Annotated in this window: 11 protein-coding genes and 1 tRNA gene; all 12 read right to left on the bottom strand. The window is 72.3% G+C overall.

Annotated elements, in window-relative coordinates:
* Positions 1 to 77 precede the first annotated feature (77 nt).
* The 12 genes from AB0M27_RS20575 to AB0M27_RS20520 all read right to left on the bottom strand — a co-directional run bounded on the left by AB0M27_RS20575 (position 78) and on the right by AB0M27_RS20520 (position 21,211).
* Positions 78 to 3,305 carry a BTAD domain-containing putative transcriptional regulator gene (locus AB0M27_RS20575; RefSeq protein ID WP_365723287.1) on the bottom strand — a complete coding sequence of 1,076 codons (3,228 nt, stop codon included), beginning with the start codon at positions 3,303 to 3,305 and terminating at the stop codon, positions 78 to 80.
* Positions 3,306 to 3,860: 555 nt separating this feature from the next.
* Positions 3,861 to 4,754, bottom strand: coding sequence for a glycosyltransferase (locus tag AB0M27_RS20570; RefSeq protein ID WP_365723286.1), 894 nt, complete (start codon positions 4,752 to 4,754; stop codon positions 3,861 to 3,863).
* A gap of 157 nt (positions 4,755 to 4,911) precedes the next feature.
* Complete coding sequence (locus AB0M27_RS20565) at positions 4,912 to 5,118, bottom strand: hypothetical protein (RefSeq protein WP_365723285.1); 207 nt, start codon at positions 5,116 to 5,118, stop codon at positions 4,912 to 4,914.
* Positions 5,119 to 5,331: 213 nt separating this feature from the next.
* A tRNA-Thr gene (locus AB0M27_RS20560) sits at positions 5,332 to 5,408 on the bottom strand.
* A gap of 119 nt (positions 5,409 to 5,527) precedes the next feature.
* On the bottom strand, positions 5,528 to 7,129 hold the full coding sequence (locus AB0M27_RS20555) for an alpha/beta hydrolase (RefSeq protein ID WP_365723284.1): 1,602 nt from the start codon (positions 7,127 to 7,129) through the stop codon (positions 5,528 to 5,530).
* Positions 7,130 to 7,291: 162 nt separating this feature from the next.
* Positions 7,292 to 8,497, bottom strand: coding sequence for a DNA polymerase III subunit delta' (locus AB0M27_RS20550; protein ID WP_365723283.1), 1,206 nt, complete (start codon positions 8,495 to 8,497; stop codon positions 7,292 to 7,294).
* 199 nt (positions 8,498 to 8,696) lie between these two features.
* Positions 8,697 to 11,966: a dTMP kinase gene (tmk, locus tag AB0M27_RS20545; protein WP_365723282.1), complete on the bottom strand. Its 3,270-nt coding sequence runs from the start codon at positions 11,964 to 11,966 to the stop codon at positions 8,697 to 8,699.
* Between the two features lie 529 nt (positions 11,967 to 12,495).
* Entirely contained in the window at positions 12,496 to 15,315 is a 2,820-nt protein-coding gene (gene topA / locus AB0M27_RS20540; protein ID WP_365723281.1) for a type I DNA topoisomerase, read from the bottom strand.
* 266 nt (positions 15,316 to 15,581) lie between these two features.
* Positions 15,582 to 15,779 carry a hypothetical protein gene (locus tag AB0M27_RS20535; RefSeq protein WP_365723280.1) on the bottom strand — a complete coding sequence of 66 codons (198 nt, stop codon included), beginning with the start codon at positions 15,777 to 15,779 and terminating at the stop codon, positions 15,582 to 15,584.
* Positions 15,780 to 16,178: 399 nt separating this feature from the next.
* Positions 16,179 to 17,708: a class I SAM-dependent methyltransferase gene (locus tag AB0M27_RS20530; protein WP_365723279.1), complete on the bottom strand. Its 1,530-nt coding sequence runs from the start codon at positions 17,706 to 17,708 to the stop codon at positions 16,179 to 16,181.
* Positions 17,709 to 17,965: 257 nt separating this feature from the next.
* Positions 17,966 to 18,601 (bottom strand): small secreted protein, encoded by a 636-nt coding sequence (locus AB0M27_RS20525; RefSeq protein WP_365723278.1) that lies wholly within the window; start codon positions 18,599 to 18,601, stop codon positions 17,966 to 17,968.
* A 207-nt stretch (positions 18,602 to 18,808) separates the two neighbouring features.
* Complete coding sequence (locus AB0M27_RS20520) at positions 18,809 to 21,211, bottom strand: sodium-translocating pyrophosphatase (RefSeq protein WP_365723277.1); 2,403 nt, start codon at positions 21,209 to 21,211, stop codon at positions 18,809 to 18,811.

Below are 21,211 nucleotides of genomic sequence, written 5' to 3'. Positions count from 1 at the left end.
CGTGAGCGGGCGGGTCGTCGCTGGTCGCGCAGTTCCCCGCGCTCCTTCGGGGCGCGCGCTGCTCCCAAGGCCTTCCGTCACTCCGCGAGGAGCTCCCGCAGTTCCGCCACGACCGCCTGCTCGTCGGTGCCGTCCAGCGCCGCGAGTGCCGCGCGCCAGGCGTCGTACGCCTCCGTCCGCCGCCCCCGCGCGCTCAGCAGCAGCCCGTGCTGGTGCCGGGCCAGGCCGCCCATGTAGCGGTCGGCGCGGGCGTCGGCGCGGCACAGCAGCTCGGCGCACTCGCGGCCCGCCCGTTCGGTCTCCCCCAGCTGCCGCAGCGCGCGGACCAGGCCGAGCCGGGTCTGGGACTCGCCGTGCCAGTCGCCGTGCACGCCGAGGATGCGCAGGCTCTCCTCGAAGTGCTCCGCCGCGGCTTCCGGTTCGCCGAGGGTGAGATGGGCGTAGCCGATGTTGCAGTGCGCCGAGTGCTGCACGATGACCGCGCCGATCGCGTCCCCGATCGCCAGCGAGCGCCGGTGCTGCTCGATCGCGGCGCGCGGGTCGGTGTGCTCGTAGAGATTGCCGAGGTGGCTGTGGGTGACGGCCTCGCCGTAGGGGTCGTTCAGCTGCCGCGAGTACGCGAGGCTCTGCCGCAGCGCCTCCCCGGACTCCGTGAACCGCCCGAGCCCCTCCAGCAGCAGCCCCCGGTTGTTCAGGCAGCGCCGGATCCTGGAGACGACTCCGAGCCGCCGCCAGATCTCCAGGCACTGGTCGGTGAGAGCGAGGGCGTCCTTCTGCCGGCCGGTCAGGAAGTGCAGGCCCGCCAGGTCACCGAGCGCGTACGCCTCGGCCGCCGCGTCCCCGAGCCGCCGTGCCGCCCCGAGCGCGGCCCGCCCCAGCACCTCCATCTCGGCGACCCGGCCGCCGCGCTGGACGTAGGGGAAGAGCAACCGCGCGAGCGTCGACAGGTGCGCGGCCCGGCGCGGGTCGGACGTGCCGGCGTTGCGTGACACCAGGGCCACGACGTTCTCCAGCTCCACCTCGCCCCAGCCGAAGGCCTGCTCGGCGGACTCGAAGGACGTCAGCGCGGCCACGTCGGCCGCGTGTTCCGGCGGCTGCGTGGATGTGGGCCGGCGCCGGTCCTCCTGGTCGATCCCGGGCTCCACGATCACCTCCAGCACCCGTTCGGCCACGGCGGCGTACCAGCGCAGGGCGACCAGGTCGGGGGTGGGCGCGGCGGCGAAGTCGGTCCGGCGGTCGGCCTCCCCCGGCGTCCCCGGGCTCCGCTCGGTGTCCGTGTCCGGAAGGTCGCCCGGCGCCCCCGTGCCGGCGTCCTTCCCCGTGTCCGCCAGTTCGCGGGCGAAGTCGCGGACGAGGTCGTGCGGGGCGTAACGGCCGTAGGTGGTCTCCTCCAGGAGGGCGACGTCGACCAGGCGGTCCAGGGCCGCCTCGGCGCGCCGCGCGTCGGTGCCGGTGAGGCGGGCGATCAGCGGGGCGCCGTAGGTCGGCAGGTCCAGCGCGCCGATACGGCGCAGCGCGAGGGCCGCGTCCCGGTCCGCCTCGCGCTCGGCGGCGGCGAGCGCGTCGTGGGCGACGGCCAGGGAACGCCGGACGCTCAGGTCGTCGTACTCGAGATGACGCAACCGGCCACCGGTCTCGGCGAGTTGGCCCGCCAGCACATCCGGGGTGAGGGCGCGGCGGGCGGCGAGCCGGGCGGCCACGACGCGCAGCGCCAGCGGGAGCCGGCCGGTCAGCTCGACCAGCGGGTGACCGGCGTCCAGGCCCTCGCGTCCGCTCACCGCGCGCAGCAGTGCCGCGCTGTCCTCGCCGGTCAGCGGGGCGAGCGGGAAGCGCCGGGCGCCGTCGAGGGCGGTCAGCGGCGAGCGGCTGGTGACGATCACCGCGCAGCCGGGTCCGGCCGGCAGCAGGGGCCGTACCTGGGCCGCGTTCGCCGCGTCGTCCAGCACCAGCAGGACGCGGGCCGGGGCGAGCAGCGAGCGGAGCAACGCGGTGGCCGCGTCCGGGTGTTCGGGGATGTTGCGGGGCTCGGCGCCCAGGTCCCGGAGCAGCGCGGCGAGCGCCTGGACGGAGCTGAGCGGGGTCATGCCGGGGGTGGCGCCGTGCAGGTTGACGTACAGCTGCCCATCGGCGAAACGTTCCCGCAGCTCATGTGCCACGGCCAGGGCGAGCGCGCTCTTGCCGACGCCCGCCATGCCGCTGATCACGGCGATGGCCGGAGCCGGGGCGGGCGGCTCGGTGAGCGCGCGCCGCAGCTCGCGGCGGACATCGACGCGGCCGGTGAAATGAGCGGGCGGCGGCGGGAGTTGCGCGGGCCGCGGGGTCCGCCGGGCATCCGGTGCGGCACCGCCCTCGTGCGGGGCCGGCGTTTCGGCCTCCTCGGCGGCGCCGTCCAAGTGACCGGCACCCACGGGCTGGCGGTGCCCCTCCGCGCCCCACCGACGGCCGCCGCGCTCCCCCTCGGCCCCCTGCCGTTCCTCGTCACTCCCCCGCAGCACCTCGACGTGGGCCTCGCGGACCGCCGGGCCGGGTTCGATGCCGAGTTCCTCGATCAGGCGGGCGCGCAGATCACGGTGGACGGCGAGGGCCTCGGCCTGACGGCCCGTGCGGTGCAGGGCGAGCATGAGCTGGCGGTGGTACGCCTCGCGCAGCGGATACTCGGCGACCAACGCCGCGAGCTCCGGGACGATCCCGGCCAACCGCGTGCCATCCAAGGCGAGTTCTGCGTCGTAACGCCACTCCAGCAGCAGCAGCCGCGCCTCCTCCAGGCGCTGCACCAGGGCATAACCACCGAGGTCGGCGGGGAGCCCGCTGAGCGGGGTGCCGCGCCAGAGCGCGAGTGCGGCCGTGCAGGACCGTACGACACCCGGCCAGTCCCGCCGGGCATGCGCCGCACGTGCCTCGGCGACCCGGGCGTCGAAGACGTGCACGTCCAACTCGCCCTGGTCGACGCGCAGTACGTATCCCGGCGGTACGGCCCTGAGCCGGTCGGGGTCATCCAGGAGCCGGCGCAGCCGGGTGACGTGGTTGTGCAGGGAGGCCTGCGCGGAGACGGGCGGCGCCCCGCCCCACAGGGCGTCCTTCAGTGACTCCACCGACACCACCCGGCCCGGCTCCAGCAGCAGAGCGGCCAGCAGCGCGCGCACCTTGGGGCTGCCGATGGCACGGACGGCGTTGTCGGTATCGGTGCCGTCGCAGGGAGAGTTGCCCGGAGGGGCGTCGGGGGTGTCGTACGAGATCCCGAACGGCTGTCGGTCGTACAGGACCGGCGGCCCCAGCAGTCCGAACCGCAGCTCGCACCGCCGCATCACACCGCTCCACTGCCTTCCCGCGCGGTCGGGGCCGACCGCGCACCGCGACGAGCCTGTGCCCGCCGTTCCCTGCGAGCCTGTGCCCGCTGTTCCCTGGCGGAATTCCGCCCTGTCCACAACGGTTTCCCGCCACCTTCTGCCGTCCGGACCAGCCCCGGATCGGCCTGTCCGATGGCCTGTTTCGGATACCGTCGGCGAGTTCCGGCCAACAGGTTCGCCAGTTACCGACGAACCGTTGGCCATATGTTAGCGATCCGTTGGTGAATCCTGATGTGATCATTTCCATCGGATCTGGCCCGACGGCGCGCGCGTATGTCGCGTAACTCGGGGGAGTGTCGCCGTAGGCCGGGTCCGGGGACGCAAGGGGCCCCGGTCGGCGGAGGTGAACGCCCGGGGCCCCGTCCCGTTCCCTTCTCCACGCCCCGCTCGCGCCGGCGAGGCGATCGCCGCAGGCACCCACGCCCCGGATTCGGATCGGCATCACCGGCGAGGGCGCCGTGCCCGGCCCACCGAGGCCCGGGCACCTCAGCCCACCGCCAGATCTCCCGCGCCTCAGATCACCGGTGGACGTCCCAGCCGGGCGAGTCGCCACACCGTCCGCCAGCGCATGGGCCGACGCTCGCCGGCCGGCTCCCGCAGCCCTTCCACGAACCCGCCGAACCACGCCTTCAGCCCCGCCGGGGAGCGCGTGCGGGCGAGGGTGAGCAGCGTCCACACCCCGAGGTGCACGGGGACGAGCGGCAACGGCAGCCGGCGCCGGACGAGCCAGACGCGGTTGCGGGCGTTGACCCGGTAGTAGATGGCGTGCCGGGCAGGCGAGGTCTTGGGGTGCTGGAGGAGCAGTTCGGGGGCGTAGAGGATCTTCCAGCCGGCGTCGGCGGCGCGCCAGGCGAGGTCGGTCTCCTCGTGCGCGAAGAAGAACTCGGCGGGCCAGACCCCGGTCTCGGCCAGCATCGCCATGCGCAGGGCGTGCCCGCCGCCGAGGAAGCCGGTGACGTAACCCCCGCGCAGCGGATCGGACTTGCCTACGCGGGGCACGTGCCGCTGCTGGGTCTCGCCGTGCTCGTCGGCGATGCGGAAGCCGACGATGCCGAGGCGCGGGTCGGCGGCGTACAGGTCCCGTACGCGCCGCAGCACATCGGCGTCGAGGAGCAGCCCGTCGTCGTCCAGTTCCACGACGACGTCGACGTCGCCGTACTCCCGCAGGCGGGCGAGGGCGACGTTCCGGCCGCCCGGGCAGCCGAGGTTCTCCTCCACGTCGATGGTGGTGACCTCGCCGGGCAGGGAGAGCCGGCGGGCGAACTCGGGCAGCCGGCAGCCGTTGCCGACGATCACGATGCGGGCGGGGGCGAGGTCCTGCTTGGCCACGGACTCCAGCAGTGCGTCGACCTCGGCGGGCCGGTTGCCCATGGTCACCACGGCTACGGCGATCCTCGGCTCCACCACGTCCCTCACCCCATCCAGCCGACGGCGGCGCCGCGCCCTGACCGCGCGGCGCCCACCGTTCACCAAGATGTTGCCTCAGATCCGCGGGTTCACCCGATCACGATTCACTTTGCAGTCCCTTTGCTCCAGTTTTGTCAGATACCGGCAGGCCGGTCACTCAAATACAGGGGACGTTGGCGTAGCCCGGGTAATAAAAGCGCCCGGCCGGACCGAGGCTGTGGATGCAGTGGTCGGCGTTGGGGCTCTGGGACTTCGGGCTCTCGGTAGCGGCGGTCGCGGCCGGAGCGACGAAGAGGATCGCCCCTAGGATCATTGCCGCTACCGCCGATTTCTTGCCCGGGATGCGCCTCCGGAACGTCTTCATTGCCGCCCTCCTTAGGGCCGAGACGGGAGCGCCGCGGGGTTCACAGGGCGACGGTTCGGCGCTCGTGATTCCGCTCATCGTCATATGCCACAGACATGACGTCAACACCCCAAAGCGGACCTTTTTCCTACAAAAAGCTTGTTTCTCGACACCACCGTCACATCCGCTGAAACGAGAAAGCCCAGCTCGGACACTGTCTGAGCTGGGCTTCAGTGGAGCCGCCTTCGGGATTCGAACCCGAGACCTACGCATTACGAGTGCGTTGCTCTGGCCATCTGAGCTAAGGCGGCGCGCCGTCCGCACCATGGTGCGATCGGCAACGTCGGTAAGTCTACACAGTTTCTGGAGGTGCTCCGACCACGCCCCGGAAGGGCGGGCTCCGGGGCGGGTGGCAGGGGCGCGGCAGGGGCTATGAGCAGCGTTTTCCTGCGGCGGGCGGGGTGCCGTCGAGCAGGTAGGTGTTGATCGCCGTGTCGATGCAGGTACTGCCGCGGCCGTAGGCGGTGTGGCCGTCGCCGACGTACGTCAGGAGGCGGCCCGAGGAGAGCTGGTGGGCCAGGGACTGCGCCCAGTGGTACGGGGTCGCGGGGTCGCGGGTGGTGCCGACCACCACGATCGGCGCCGCACCCTTCGCCTCGATGCGGTGCGGCTCACCCGTGGCCTTCACCGGCCAGTACGCACAGTTCAGCGAGGCCCAGGCCAGGCCGTCGCCGAAGACCGGGGACGCCTTCTCGAAGGCGGGCAGGGACTTGTCGACCTGCTCGGGGCCGGTGAAGGCCGGCGGCAGGTCCAGGCAGTTCACGGCCGCGTTGGCCATCATCAGGTTGCTGTAGTGGCCGCTGGCGTCACGTTCGTAGTAGGTGTCGGAGAGCGCGAGCAGGCCCGCCCCGTCGTTCTCCTTCATCGCCGAGGTCAGCGCCTCGCGCAGCTGCTCCCAGGTGCCCTGGTCGTACATGGCCGCGATCACGCCGGTCATGGCCAGCGACTCGCCCAGCTTGCGGCCGTCCGCGTCGCCCGCCGGGATGGGGTGCGCGTCCATCTTCCGGAAGAAAGCCCTGAGGTGGTCGCCGACCTGCGCCGGCGTGGTGCCCCTGCCGCCGAGCGGGCAGTCGGAGTGCCGTACGCAGTCCTTCGCGAACGCCTGGAACGCCGTCTCGAAGCCGGCCGTCTGGTCCAGGTTCATCTGCCGGGCGTCCAGGGACGGGTCCAGCGCGCCGTCCAGGACCATCCGGCCGACCCGGTCCGGGAACAGGCCCGCGTACGTCGCCCCGATGAAGGTGCCGTACGACGCCCCCACGTAGTTCAGTTTCGGATCACCCAGCACCGCCCGCAGGATGTCCATGTCGCGCGCGGCCTCGACGGTGGAGACGTGCCGCAGCACCCGCGCCGAGTGCGCCCCGCAGCTCTCCGCGAACTTCTTGTCCGCCGTGGCCAGCGCGTTCTGCTCCCGCTGGTCGTCGGGGGTCAGGTCCGTCTGCGTGTACGTGTCCATCTGGCGGCCGTCGAGGCACTCCACGGGCTCGCTGCGGGCCACGCCACGCGGGTCCACCGCGACCATGTTGTAGCGGGCACGGACGTCGGCCGGGTAGCCGATGCCCGCGTAACTCTGGAGGTAGCCCACCGCCGAGCCGCCGGGGCCGCCCGGGTTGATCAGCAGCGAACCGAGCGGCCTGCCCTTGCCGGTGGCCAACTTGCGGGAGACGGCCAGCCGGACATCGCCCGCACCGGGGTTGGCATAGTCCAGCGGGGCCTTCATCGTCGCGCACTCGAATCCAGAGGTACCGCAGCTGTGCCACTGCAGCCGCTGGGAGTAGTACGACGACAGAGCCGACGGCGTCGCGGGCGGCAGGGCGGCCAGCACCGCGTCCGCCGCACCGCCGGCCGAGGTCGAGCTCCCGGAGGAGCAGGCGGACACGAGCAGGGCGGCGGCCGCGAACAGGGCGGCCGTGAGGCGAGTCGTCGTACGGGTGCGGGCGCCCCGGGTCCGGCGGAGGGATGGCCTGGTGTGCATCAGGCGAGCGTAACGCTGTGCGATGCCCTGGACGCGCTGCGTGGGGATTGTGCCTCGTACGAGGGAAAACAGCGGCGGTTTCTTGGGAGTGACATCGTCGGTCGGCCTCCCGGTCCCGGTGTTCAGCCCGCCCGCAAGAGGTCCACCCCGCCCGCCAGGGCGTCAGCCCGCCCGCAGCGCCATCGTCATCGCCTCCACCGCCAGCAGCGGGGCCACGTTGCGGTCCAGGGCCTCGCGGCACGCGGCGATCGCCTCGATCCGGCGGAGGGTGGATTCCGGGCTGCTGCCGCGTGCCAGCCGCTCCAGGGCGTCCTCGGCGTCTCCGTTGGCGATCGCCACGCGGGAGCCGAGCTGGAGGGCGAGGACGTCGCGGTAGAAGGCGGTGAGGTCACCGAGGGCGATGTCGAGGCTGTCGCGCTGCGTGCGGGTTCTACGGCGCTTCTGCATGTCCTCCAGGTCCCTCATCACACCGGCCGTGCCGCGCGGCAGCCGACCGCCCTGGACCGCGCCCAGCGCCGCCTTCAGCTCCTCGGCCTCCCTGCCGTCCATCTCCTCGGCGAGCTGCTTCGCGTCCTCGGCTGCCGCGTCGACCAGTTCCTGGGCGGCCCTGAGGCAGGCGCCGACCTCGTCGAGGCGGAGCGGCAGCTTGAGGACGGCCGCGCGGCGCTCACGGGCCTCCGGGTCGGTGGCCAGGCGCCGGGCGCGGTCGACATGCCCCTGGGTGGCGCGGGCGGCGGCCGCCGCGACCTCGGGTTCGATGCCGTCGCGTCGTACGAGCATGTCGGCGACCGCGTCCACGGACGGCGTACACAGGTTCAGGTGGCGGCAGCGGGAGCGGATCGTCGGCAGGACGTCCTCGACGGAGGGGGCGCACAGCAGCCAGACCGTGCGTGGGGCGGGCTCCTCCACCGCCTTGAGGACGGCGTTGGCCGACTTCTCGTTCAGCCGCTCGGCGTCCTCGACCAGGATGATCTGCCAGCGGCCGTTCGCCGGCGCGGTGAACGACTTGCGGACCGTGTCCCGCATGTCCCTCACCAGGATCTCGGAGCCCACGGCGGCCACCGAGGAGACGTCCGCGTGGGTGCCGAGCAGCGCGGTGTGGCAGCCGTCGCAGAAGCCGCAGCCGGGGGCTCCGCCGAGGGCGCGGTCGGGACTCACGCACTGCAGGGCGGCGGCGAAGGCCCTGGCCGCCTGGTTCCTGCCGGCTCCGGGCGGGCCCGTGAACAGCCAGGCGTGCGTCATCTTCGACGCCTCGGGCAGCGGCTCGCCGGCCGCGGCGGCCGTGACGAGGGCGTCGGCGTCCCGCGCGGCCGCGTCGAGCACCGCGCTCACCTTCTCCTGCCCGACGAGGTCGTCCCATACGGTCATGGGTCACGCCGCCCTTCCGTCACACTCCGCGTTCCTGCCCTCCATTGTGCGGGCGGGCACTGACAACGGTCCGGCCCACGTTCCGGTGACGGCCGGACCTTTCGACGCCGGTGGGGAAAGGCGAGGACGGCGCCGGTCGCTGCTCCGACCTGCGCCGCTCTGAGCCCGTACGTCCGGTGCCCGCAAGGGACCCGGTCGCTCAGCTTCGTCGGCCGCGGCCCCTGCGGCCCTGCTCCTCGTCGTGGTCGCCGTACTCCCGCTCGTCGTACGACCCCAGCAGCTCGTCCGCCAGCGACGGCAGGTCGTCCAGCGGGGTCTCCTCGGCCCAGTCGGGACGCGGTCGGCGGCGGGGGTTGCCGTCGGCGTCGAGCTGCGGCATCTCGCGCGTACGGTCCTCGGAGCCGTCGGGGCCGACGGCGGACCGCTCGTCCCGGAAGAAGCCGGGCGGCACCCGGTCCGCCGGGTCGTCACCCCGTACGGGCGGCAGTACGGCCGTCTCATCGGCCGCACCCGGAACCACCGGCGGCAGCACCGCCGTCTCGTCGCCCGCACCGGGAACCGGCGGCAGCACCGCCGTCTCGTCGCCCGCACCCGCGACCGGCACCTGCGGCAGCTCGGTCGTCACCTCGGCGTCGGTGCCGGGCTCGGCCGACCGCGAGGCGGACGCGTCCGGCTCACTCTGTCCCGGCGAGACCACCGGCGTCGGGACCGTCTCCTCGGTGCCGCGTGCGTCCGGCTGCACCACCGGGGTGGGAACCGTCGCCGCGTCCGGGGTCGGGCCCGGCGCGGCCGGCAGGGACGTGCCGGACCGGCGGGCCGCCGTGTCGGCCGCCGCCGCTGCCTCGGCCGCCTGCCGGCGGGCCTCCTCGGCGCGCAGCAGCGCCTCCTCGGCCTTGCGCTGCTTCTCCAGGCGGCGCGCTTCCTCTTCCGCGCGCAGCCGGGCCTGCCGAGCCTCTTCCTCGGCGCGCAGCCGGGCCTCCTCCTCGGCCTGCCTGCGGCGCCGCTCCTCCTCGGCCCTGCGGCGGGCCTCCTCCTCGGCGCGGGCCTCCTCCTCGGCGAGCAGCCGCTGCCGCTCCTCCTCGGCGCGCCGGGCCGCTTCGGCCGCCCGCTGCCGGGCCTCCTCCGCCTGCCGTTCGGCCTCGCGTCGCTGCGCCTCCTCCAGCTCGCGGCGCTTGCGTTCCTCCTCCTCGGCGCGCAGCCGGGCCAGCTCCTCCTGGCGCTCGCGCTCCAGGCGCTCCTCCTCGGCCTTGCGCGCGGCCTCTTCCTCGGCCTTGCGGCGGGCCTCCTCCTCGGCCTTCTTCCGGGCCTCCTCCTGGGCCTTGATCTCGGCCTCGGACAGGGGCAGCACGGTGTCGAGCCGGTGCCGGATCACGGTGGTGACGGCCTCGGGCTCCTGGCCGGCGTCAACGACCAGGTAGCGGCCGGGGTCGGCGGCGGCCAGCGTGAGGAAACCGGAGCGCACGCGCGCGTGGAACTCCGCCGGCTCCGACTCCAGCCGGTCCGGTGCCTCGGTGAACCGCTCGCGGGCGGTCTCCGGGGAGACGTCCAGCAGGACGGTCAGGTGCGGGACGAGTCCGTTGGTCGCCCAGCGGTTGATGCGCGCGATCTCGGTCGGGGACAAGTCGCGGCCGGCGCCCTGGTAGGCGACGGACGAGTCGATGTAGCGGTCGGAGATGACCACCGCGCCACGCTCCAGGGCGGGGCGTACGACGGTGTCGACGTGCTCGGCCCGGTCGGCGGCGTAGAGCAGCGCCTCCGCGCGGTGGGACAGGCCCGCCGAGGACACGTCCAGCAGGATCGAGCGCAGCCGCTTGCCGACGGGCGTGGCCCCCGGCTCGCGGGTGAGCACGACCTCGTGGCCCTTGGCCCGGATCCACTCGGCGAGGGCCTCGGCCTGGGTGGACTTGCCGGCGCCGTCGCCGCCCTCCAGGACGATGAAGAAACCGCTGGCCGCCGGCGCCTCGACCGGGTCGTCGCCGCCGAGCAGCGCGTCCTTGAGGTCCTGGCGCAGCGGGATGCCGGAGCGGTCGTCGACCTTGGCGAGCACCAGGACGGCCAACGGCAGCAGAAGCGCGCCGACCAGCATCAGCGTGAAGGAGGCGCCGCCGTGCGTGAAGACGAACTTGCCGTTCTCCAGCCGGTGCCGGCCGATGAGCCCGGCGACCACGGGCGCGATCAGGGCGCCGAGCGCAATGAAGACCCGGACGACCGCGTGCAGGTGCTCGGTGACGCGCGCCCGGCGGTAGTCCTCGGTCTCCTGGTCGAGCAGGGCGTGTCCGGTGTTCGCGGCCACGCCCGCGGTGACGCCGGCCAGCGTGACGATCAGCAGGACCGTGGTGACGTCCGGGACCAGCCCGGCGGCCAGCAGGGCGATGCCGGTGAAGGCGATCGCGAGGGCGAGCAGCCGGCGGCGCGAGAGCGAGGGCAGCAACGCGCGGGCCGTACGGATGCCGACGGCGACACCACCGGTCAGGCCCAGCACCAGCAGGCCGTACAGGACCGGGCCGCCGCCCAGGTCGGTGGCGTGCAGCACGCACACCGAGACGGCCGCCGCGATGGCTCCGGCGACCGCGGCGCAGGCCGGGACGAGCAGCGGGATCGCGCCCGTACGGCCCTTGTCGACACCGGTGCCGGTGCGCGGGCGGCGCAGGCCCTCCAGCGGGGACCGCGCGCGCGGGGTGCGTACGTCGGGCAGCTCCAGGAAGGTCAGCACGGACAGGGAGGCGGCGAACAGGCCGGCCGCAACATACGCGCCGAGGGCCGCTTGGTGCTGGTCGAACCAGGCCACGCCGGTGCCCAGCAGGTTGTTGAGCAGGGCGGCGACGACCAGCGCGGCGGCCGCCAGCGGGAGGGCCAGGAAGCCGGTGCGCAGCGAGAGACGGCGCAGGGCGTCCATGTGGTCCGGCAGCGGCCGTACGGTGGCGCCCTCCGGGGGCGGGCCGGGCAGCAGGGCCGGGGCCGCGCTCTCCCGGCACACCGTCCACAGGCGCTCGGCCACGCCGGTGACGAAGACGGTGACCAGCAGGAGGGCCAGCGCGTTGTCCGGGATCCAGTCGATCCACAGGGGTGCGACGATCAGCAGCGCGGCGCGCACGCCGTCGGCGCCGACCATGGTCCAGCGGCGGTCGAGGGGGCCCTCCTGGGCGGTGAGCGAGGTCAACGGACCGAGGAGGACCGCGCCGAACAGCAGCGCGGCGAGGACGCGCGCGGCGAAGACCGTCGCCACTGCGAACGCCACACCCCGGTATCCACCGCCGAACGCGCCCTGGGCGATCGACGCCTGGAGGGCGAGGACCACCAGGACCAGGAGGGCGAGGGTGTCGCCGACACCGCTCACGAGCTGCGCGCTCCACAGGCGCCGCAGCTCCGGTCGGCGCAGCAGGGAACGGACGGCGCGCTCGCGGGAGTCCGCGACCAGCTCGTCGTCCGGGGCTGTGGTGGGGGCCGTTGGCTGCTCGGCTCGCGTCATGCGTTCAGCCTATCCGGAGGCACCGACACCACACCCCGCCGCTCCTGGCATGAGCACGCCCCGACACCAAAGTGATGCCGGCCCGTTCGCTCTGCGAAGCCGGAAGGCACCGGAGGCGAGTCTCCTCGCCCGCCCCGGGGGGCGGGTCGGCGCTCCGTGCGACGGCGGGACGGCTCCGGGCCGGAAGCCGGAAACGGCAGGCCGCCGGCACGAGGCGCCGGCCCATCGGGCGAGGAGGCTGCCGTCCCACCGGGCGGGAAGCCGTGGGGGCCCGGTGGGAAGCCGCCGATCCTCCACACCCCGGAAGCCGTGGGCCCAGAGCGGGAAACGGAAGCCGTGGGCCCGGAGCGGGAAACCGCCAAGCCCATCCCGGAAGCCGTCTGTGACCCGCCGAGCCGTCAGTCCTCAGCGCCAGAGAGCGGTCGCCAGGAACCGGAAGGGCGGCCCCCGAGCCGGAAGCCACCGCCCCGTACTGGAAGCCGCCCCCCGTACCGGAAACCCCGGAGGCCCGCCGGCACCGTCGGAGGTGTCAGTCCTCCGTGCCGGACGCCGTGGCCTTGGAAGCGGTCGCCTTCTTGGTCGTCGTCTTCTTCGCCGTGGTCTTCTTCGCGGCCGCGGTCGTCTTCTTCGCCGCCGTCTTCTTGGCGGCGGTCTTCTTCGCCGGGGCCGCCTTCTTGGCCGGGGCCTTCTTCGCGGGCCCCTTCGCGCGCTTCTCGGCGAGCAGCTCGAAGCCGCGCTCCGGGGTGATCGCCTCGACGCTGTCGCCGGAACGCAGGGTCGCGTTGGTCTCGCCGTCGGTGACGTACGGGCCGAAGCGGCCGTCCTTGACCACGACCGGCTTGCCGGAGACCGGGTCCTCGCCCAGCTCCTTCAGCGGCGGCTTGGCGGCGGCCCGACCGCGCTGCTTCGGCTGGGCGTAGATCGCCTGGGCCTCCTCCAGCGTGATCGTGAAGAGCTGGTCCTCGGACTGCAGCGAGCGCGAGTCCGTGCCCTTCTTCAGATACGGGCCGTAGCGGCCGTTCTGCGCGGTGATCTCCTGGCCGTCGGCGTCGGTGCCGACGATCCGCGGCAGCGACATCAGCTTCAGGGCGTCGTCGAGCGTCACCGTGTCGAGCGACATCGACTTGAACAGCGAGGCCGTGCGGGGCTTGACCGCGTTCTTGCCGGTCTTCGGAGTGCCCTCGGGGAGGACCTCGGTGACGTACGGGCCGTAGCGGCCGGCCTTGGCGACGATCGCGTGGCCGGTGGTCGGGTCGGTACCCAGCTCGACGTCGCCGCTGGGCTTGGCCAGCAGTTCCTCGGCCAGCTCGACGCTCAGCTCGTCCGGCGCCAGGTCGTCCGGGATGTCGGCGCGCTGGTGCTGCTCGGTGTCCTTCTCGCCGCGCTCGATGTAGGGGCCGTAGCGGCCGACGCGGAGCACGATGTCGTTGCCCACCGGGAACGACGACACCTCGCGCGCGTCGATCGCGCCCAGGTCGGTCACCAGCTCCTTGAGGCCGCCGAGGTGGTCCCCGTCGCCGTTGCCGGCGTCGGCCGCGCCGCCCGTGGCAGTGCCCTCACCGAAGTAGAAGCGCTTCAGCCACGGCACAGCCTGCGCCTCACCGGCCGCGATGCGGTCGAGGTCGTCCTCCATCTTGGCGGTGAAGTCGTAGTCGACGAGCCGCCCGAAGTGCTTCTCCAGGAGGTTGACGACGGCGAAGGACAGGAAGGACGGGACGAGTGCCGTGCCCTTCTTGAAGACGTAGCCGCGGTCGAGGATCGTGCCGATGATCGACGCGTACGTCGACGGGCGGCCGATCTCGCGCTCTTCCAGCTCCTTGACCAGCGAGGCCTCGGTGTAGCGGGCCGGGGGCTTGGTGGCGTGGCCGTCGACCGTGATCTCCTCGGCGGACAGCGCGTCGCCCTCACCGACCTGCGGCAGCCGGCGCTCGCGGTCGTCCAACTCGGCGTTCGGGTCGTCGGCACCCTCGACATAGGCCTTCAGGAAGCCGTGGAAGGTGATCGTCTTGCCGGAGGCGCTGAACTCGACGTCCCGGCCGTCGGCGGCGGTGCCACCGATCTTCACGGTCACGGAGTTACCGGTCGCGTCCTTCATCTGGGAGGCGACGGTCCGCTTCCAGATCAGCTCGTACAGCTTGAACTGGTCGCCGGTCAGACCGGTCTCGGCGGGAGTGCGGAAACGATCACCCGAGGGGCGGATCGCCTCGTGGGCCTCCTGGGCGTTCTTGACCTTGGCGGCGTACGTGCGCGGCTGCGGCGGCAGGTAGTCGGCGCCGTACAGCTGCGTGACCTGGGCGCGGGCCGCGGCGATCGCGGTGTCGCTCAGCGTCGTGGAGTCCGTACGCATGTACGTGATGTAGCCGTTCTCGTACAGCTTCTGCGCGACCTGCATGGTCGCCTTCGCGCCGAAGCCGAGCTTGCGGCTGGCCTCCTGCTGCAGCGTCGTCGTCCGGAACGGGGCGTACGGCGAGCGGCGGTACGGCTTGGACTCGACGGACCGGACGGAGAACCGGGTGTTCTCCAGGGCGGCGGCGAGGGCGCGGGCGGTCGCCTCGTCGAGGTGGAGGGTGTTCTCGCTCTTGAGTCGTCCCACGGAGTCGAAGTCGCGGCCCTGCGCGATCCGCCTGCCGTCGACGGTCTGCAGGCGGGCGACCAGCGACGACGGGTCCGACGAATCGCCCGCGCGGCCGGTCGCGAAGGTGCCCGTCAGGTCCCAGTACTCGGCAGAACGAAAGGCGATCCGCTCGCGTTCCCGCTCGACGACGAGACGCGTGGCGACGGACTGCACACGGCCGGCCGACAGGCGCGGCATGACCTTCTTCCACAGGACCGGCGAGACCTCGTAGCCGTAGAGGCGGTCGAGGATGCGGCGGGTCTCCTGGGCGTCGACCAGCTTCTGGTTGAGCTGGCGCGGGTTGGCCACGGCCTCCCGGATCGCGTCCTTGGTGATCTCGTGGAACACCATCCGCTTGACCGGGATCTTCGGCTTGAGGACCTCCTGGAGGTGCCAGGCGATCGCCTCGCCCTCCCGGTCCTCATCGGTGGCGAGGAACAGCTCGTCGGAGTCCTTCAGCAGGTCCTTGAGCTTCTTGACCTGGGCCTTCTTATCGGCGTTGACCACATAGATCGGCTGGAAGTCGTGGTCGACGTCCACACCGAGGCGGCGGACCTCGCCGGTGTACTTCTCCGGCACCTCCGCGGCGCCGTTGGGGAGGTCGCGGATGTGCCCGACACTCGCTTCGACGACGTAGCCGGGGCCGAGGTAGCCCTTGATCGTCTTCGCCTTGGCAGGCGACTCGACGATGACGAGTCGGCGGCCGCCCTGTGCGGTCTCGCTGGTCGGGGACAACTTCGCTCTTCTCTCCGGTCGACGCTGGGGCCTCCCCAGGGCTTCCTCCCGGGGTCGCGGCGTGCTGGCACGTGTGACGCTGCGGAGTGTGACGGTACATCCCGCCCCCGTGTCAAACGGGAAAAGCCCACAACGGCCACTCGAACGGTAACCCGACTACCGCCATTCCTGCCGCCCGGACTACCGGGTACCCACCCCGAGGCATGTCCGGAGCGTGACGCTCCTCTTACTTCCGCGGCACTCTCGACGCCGCGCGCCCACCGACGTCAGAGGCGGCTCAGGCAGTACACGCCGAGGGCCAGCGCGACCGTCCCGGCCACGCTCGCAAGGGCCACCGATGCGACCTGGTTCACACCGTGGGCCACCGGCTCGCGGCGCCTGAGACGGGTACCGGTCCAGGTCAGCAGGGCGCTTCCGAACAGGGCGAACACCATTCCCGCGAAGATCGCCGGCCCTGTCTCCATCCCCCGCCCACCTCTTTCGTGCCGTCCGGCTCTGCCCGCGCCGGGAGACTGTCACGCACGGGAGACGGAACGGGGACGGGCGGGCGACATCGGGGTGAACGGCGGGTCGACGTGATATCGCACACGTGATCGACTGGCGCTCCGGACGGATGTTGCATCCATATTTTTCCGGCCGTTTTCCCGACATCGGCGCGTCAGGCAGCGAGATGGGCGTGTCCATGGCAGCAGCATGGGCCCGTCACGGCGCCCGCCGACGGTCCGCGCCCGGCCCGTGCCACGGCATACGACGATGATCCAGGCGCGGCCACGAAGGCATCGGGGGACGGCTACGACCGCACCGGTACCCGGCGTACCTCAGGCGACCCAGGCCGCCGTAGCATGTCGCCGCGCCCGGCTCGGTCAGTGCGCCGGCTCGAGGAAGCCCTGCTCCACCAGCAGGCGGATCTGGGCGGGCGTCCGGTCGCGGAGCACCACTGGGTCCTCGTCCATGAGCTGGGCGATGGCGTCGAGGATGCGGCCCGCGCTCAGCGTGCCGTCGCAGACGCCCGCGAACCCGGCGCCGACCGTGTCCACCTTGGTGGCCCGGCGCATCCCGCGGTGCTGGCGCAGCACCACGTGCTCCGGGTCCTCGGCGCCCGGCAGCCCGACCTGCTCCTGGACCACCTCGGCGGCGAGCTTGAAGTGGCTGTCGAGGAGCGCCGCGTCGTCGTTCTGCCGGAGATAGTCGAGACGCTCGAAGTGCGCCCGGATCGCGTCCCCGAGGGGCTGCTCGACCGGGTGCGGCCACTCCTCCACCGTGACGACGGGCTCGGCGGAACCCGTCCGGCGCAGGGTGATCCAGCCGAAGCCGACCGCCTTGACCTTGCGCGCCTCGAACTCGTCGAGCCAGGCGTCGTACCGCGCCTGGTACTCCACCGGATCACCGCGGTGGTCACCGGCGTCCCTCAGCCACAGCTCGGCGTACTGCGTGACGTCCTGTACCTCGCGCTGCACGATCCAGGCATCGCACCCGCGCGGCACCCACGACCTGAGTCTGTCCTGCCAGTCCTCCCCTGCCACGTGCTGCCAGTTGGCGAGGAACTGCGCGAACCCGCCCTCGTTCAGCCGTTCCCCCGCCTGTTGAACGAGCGAGCGGCACAGATCGTCCCCGCCCATGCCACCGTCCCGATACGTCAGCCGGGCACCGGGCGAGATGACGAAGGGCGGGTTGGAGACGACCAGGTCGAAGGTCTCGTCGTCCCGGACCGGCTCGAACAGCGAACCCTCGCGCAGGTCGGCGGCGGGCGCACCGGAGAGTGCGAGCGTGAGCACGGTGATGTGCAGGGCGCGCGGGTTGAGGTCGGTCGCCGTCACGCGCGTGGCGTGCTGCGTGGCGTGCAGCGCCTGGATGCCGGAACCGGTACCGAGGTCCAGGGCGGAGGCGACGGGGGTACGGACGGTGATGCCGGCGAGCGTCGTGGAGGCGCCGCCGACGCCCAGGACGACGCCCTCGTCGCGCTGTCCGATACCGCCCGCCCCGCCGACCGCGCAGCCCAGGTCGGAGACGATGAACCAGTCCTCGCCACCCGGGCCGCCGTAGGGCCGTACGTCCACGGTGGCGGCCACCGCGTCGCCGCCCACGCGCGTGAGCCACCCGGCCTCCAGCGCCTCCTCGGCCGACAGAACGGCCGCCACGCGCGCGTACGGCACCGGTTGCTGGAGCAGGAACAGCCGTACGAGCGTCTCCAGCGGCGTGTCGCCACGGGTCGCCCTCAGGGCGGGCACGGTCTCGCTGCGGGCCAGCGCCGCGTACGCGGGGGCGCCGAGCAGGTCCAGCAGCCCGTCGGCGGTGAAGGAGGCGGCCAGCAGCGCGTCACGCAGGCGTGCGGCGATGTCGGGCCGGTCGGAAGCGGGCAGTGAAGCGAGTCCGGAGTCAGTCACACCCCCCATTGTGGCCCGCGGCCCCTCCCGCACGCGGCCTCAGCACGCCTCACCGACGCAGTCCGGCGCGCCTCACGACTCGGCCCGGGCCACGGCCCACCGGGGGCGTCGGCCGACTGCCGGGAAGGGCGGACAGCCGGGAAGGGCCCCGCAGCCGACGCACGCGGCGCGCGTGGAGCGGCGACACGGCCGCAGCCGTGAGCCGCCCCGGCCCCAGCCGAAGCCGTGGGCGGAGCTCGTCTCAGCCCGCCTGCGCAAGGGGTGGGTCAGCCCGCCGTCGGCGACGACGAAGACGAGGACGACGAAGCCGTGGCCGCGACCTTCTTGCAGCTGGCCTGCTGGGCGATGGCGTTCTTGACGTCGCCCTGCTGGAGCTTCTCCAGCGCGTCCGTGCCGCTCTTGTGCTGCTTCTCCAGGTCCGTCATCTGCACCGCGATGTCGTGCAGACCCGAGGCGAACTTGGCCTGGTCCTTGGTGTTCAGCGCGTCGACCTGCTTCTTCAGGCCGGCGTAGGAGGCGGAGAGACCGTTGAAGCTCTTCACGACGTCCTGGAGCCGCTTGGCGCCGTCCTGGACACCGGGAGGCGCGCCCGCGTCGCTGACGGCGGTGGCTATCGCCTTGTAGCCGTCGGCCATGTCCTGGAAGGCCTGCGAGTCCGTCTTCTGGAGCGTCTCGGGCTTGGCCGTGTCGGCTGCCGTCGTGCTGATCGCCGCGTTCGCCGCCTTGATCTTCGCATCCTGCGCGGGCACCGCGTCGCACACCGACTTGGCCCAGGCGACCAGCTTGGGGTCGGGTCCCTTGTCTCCGCCGCTGCTGGTGCATCCCGACAGCGTCACCACCAGTACCGCACCGCCGGACAGTGCGGCCGCGAGCTTCTTGTTCACCGGATTGGTCCCTTCCATGGCTATCGGCCCACGGACCCTACACGGCGGACGCACACTCTCCACTCCCCGAACGCCCCTAAGGCGCCCTTTGTGACTCTTTGCACCAAGAGAGAGAAGGCTCACCACGTGGGCGAGCCCACAGACGCGCCCACAGACGGGAACGGGCGGGCGGCACGTCAGCACGCGCCGTCCGCCCGCCCGTTGAGCAGGGCCTTCCCGGAAGGTCTAGGAAACCACCGCCGTGTTCGGTGAGTTGGAGACCCGCTCGGCGCTCTCGTCGTCACCGACGGCGATGCCGCGCCGCTTGGAGACGTACACGGCGGCGACGATCACCACGAGCGCGAGGACCGCGATCGCGATCCTTACGCCGAGGCTCTTGTCGCTGCCGTAGGAGAACTTGATCACTGCGGGCGCGATCAGCAACGAGACCAGGTTCATGACCTTCAGCAGCGGGTTGATCGCCGGTCCCGCGGTGTCCTTGAAGGGGTCGCCGACGGTGTCGCCGATCACCGTGGCCGCATGGGCCTCGCTGCCCTTGCCGCCGTGATGGCCGTCCTCCACCAGCTTCTTGGCGTTGTCCCAGGCGCCGCCGGAGTTGGCGAGGAACACCGCCATCAGCGTGCCCGCGCCGATCGCGCCGGCGAGGTAGGAGCCGAGCGAGCCGACGCCGAGCGTGAACCCGATGAAGATCGGCGCCATGACGGCGAGCAGACCTGGCGTGGCCAGCTCCCGCAGGGCGTCCTTGGTGCAGATGTCGACGACCTTGCCGTACTCGGGTTTCTCGGTGAAGTCCATGATCCCGGGCTTCTCACGGAACTGCCGCCGTACCTCGAAGACCACCGAACCGGCCGACCGCGACACGGCGTTGATGGCCAGTCCGGAGAAGAGGAAGACGACCGCCGCGCCCGCGATGAGGCCGACGAGGTTGTTGGGCTGCGAGATGTCCAGGGACAGACTCAGCGGCGCGCCCGGCCCGGTGAGTTTCACCCCGACGTCCTGCACGTTGGTCGTGATCGCGTCGCGGTACGACCCGAACAGCGCCGACGCGGCGAGGACGGCGGTGGCGATGGCGATGCCCTTGGTGATGGCCTTGGTGGTGTTGCCGACCGCGTCCAGGTTGGTCAGCACCTGTGCGCCCGCGCCCTCGACGTCGCCGGACATCTCGGCGATGCCCTGCGCGTTGTCGGAGACCGGACCGAAGGTGTCCATCGCGACGATCACGCCGACCGTGGTGAGCAGGCCGGTGCCGGCCAGCGCGACCGCGAACAGCGCGAGCATGATCGACGTACCGCCGAGCAGGAACGCGCCGTACACGCCGAGCCCGATGAGCAGCGCGGTGTAGACGGCGGATTCCAGGCCGAGCGAGATGCCGGACAGGACGACGGTGGCCGGTCCGGTGAGCGAGGTCTTGCCGATGTCCCGGACCGGGCGGCGGTTGGTCTCGGTGAAGTAGCCCGTCAGCTGCTGGATGACAGCGGCGAGCAGGATGCCGATCGCCACCGCGACCAGGGCCAGGATCCGTGGGTCGCCGTCCTTGCCCCTGATCGCCGCGTCCGTCACGCCGCGGAGAGCGGAGTACTTCGAGGGCAGGTAGACGAAGACCGCGACCGCGACCAGCGCGAGTGAGATCACCGCGGAGATGAAGAAACCGCGGTTGATCGCGCTCATGCCACTGCGGTCGGCGCGCCGCGGGGCGACCGCGAAGATGCCGATCATCGCCGTGAGGACGCCGATCGCGGGCACGAGCAGCGGGAAGGCCAGTCCGGAGTTGCCGAAGGCGGCCTTGCCGAGGATCAGTGCGGCCACCAGGGTCACGGCGTACGACTCGAAGAGGTCGGCCGCCATGCCCGCGCAGTCGCCGACGTTGTCGCCCACGTTGTCGGCGATGGTCGCGGCATTGCGCGGGTCGTCCTCCGGAATGCCCTGTTCGACCTTGCCGACCAGGTCGGCGCCGACGTCGGCGGCCTTGGTGAAGATGCCGCCGCCCACACGCATGAACATGGCGATCAGGGCGGCGCCGAGGCCGAAGCCCTCCAGCACCTTCGGAGCGTCGGCCGCGTACACCAGCACCACGCAGGAGGCGCCCAGCAGGCCGAGCCCCACCGTGAACATGCCGACGACGCCGCCCGTACGAAATGCGATCTTCATCGCGGTGTGCGAGACGGTGGTGAGATCCTTTTGCGGTTCGCCCGGTGCCGGGGTGGCTTCCCGGGCCGCCGCGGCGACCCTGACATTGCTGCGCACGGCGAGCCACATGCCGATATAGCCGGTGGCCGCCGAGAACGCCGCTCCGATCAGGAAGAACACCGATCGTCCGGCACGCTGATTCCAGTCGTCCGCGGGCAGCAGCAGGAGCAGGAAGAAGACGACGACGGCGAATACGCCGAGCGTGCGCAACTGCCGGGCGAGATACGCCATCGCGCCTTCCTGGACCGCCTCGGCGATCCGCTTCATGCTGTCGGTGCCCTCGCCGGCCGCCAGCACCTGGCGCACCAGGATCCCCGCGACCACCAGCGCGGCCAGGGCGACCGCCGCGATGACGGCCACCATGATCCGGTTGTCGTTGGTCAGGACTGCGGCTGCGAGGGATGTGGGATGACCCGATTGAGGGGTAGAAAGCCCCGCCAT

Source organism: Streptomyces sp. NPDC052107, from assembly GCF_040680215.1.
In the GTDB taxonomy this organism is placed as follows: Bacteria; Actinomycetota; Actinomycetes; order Streptomycetales; family Streptomycetaceae; genus Streptomyces.
The sequence above is the reverse complement of the archived record's forward strand: the minus strand, read 5'-3'. Positions and strand labels throughout refer to the sequence as shown.

Coding starts and splice junctions, on each gene's coding strand:
- AB0M27_RS20550 (WP_365723283.1), bottom strand. CDS start 8,497: ATGACCGTATGGGACGACCTCGTCGGGCAGGAGAAGGTGAGCGCGGTG.
- AB0M27_RS20575 (WP_365723287.1), bottom strand. CDS start 3,305: ATGCGGCGGTGCGAGCTGCGGTTCGGACTGCTGGGGCCGCCGGTCCTG.
- AB0M27_RS20525 (WP_365723278.1), bottom strand. CDS start 18,601: ATGGAAGGGACCAATCCGGTGAACAAGAAGCTCGCGGCCGCACTGTCC.
- AB0M27_RS20555 (WP_365723284.1), bottom strand. CDS start 7,129: ATGCACACCAGGCCATCCCTCCGCCGGACCCGGGGCGCCCGCACCCGT.
- AB0M27_RS20520 (WP_365723277.1), bottom strand. CDS start 21,211: ATGGCGGGGCTTTCTACCCCTCAATCGGGTCATCCCACATCCCTCGCA.
- tmk (WP_365723282.1), bottom strand. CDS start 11,966: ATGACGCGAGCCGAGCAGCCAACGGCCCCCACCACAGCCCCGGACGAC.
- AB0M27_RS20535 (WP_365723280.1), bottom strand. CDS start 15,779: ATGGAGACAGGGCCGGCGATCTTCGCGGGAATGGTGTTCGCCCTGTTC.
- AB0M27_RS20565 (WP_365723285.1), bottom strand. CDS start 5,118: ATGAAGACGTTCCGGAGGCGCATCCCGGGCAAGAAATCGGCGGTAGCG.
- AB0M27_RS20530 (WP_365723279.1), bottom strand. CDS start 17,708: ATGGGGGGTGTGACTGACTCCGGACTCGCTTCACTGCCCGCTTCCGAC.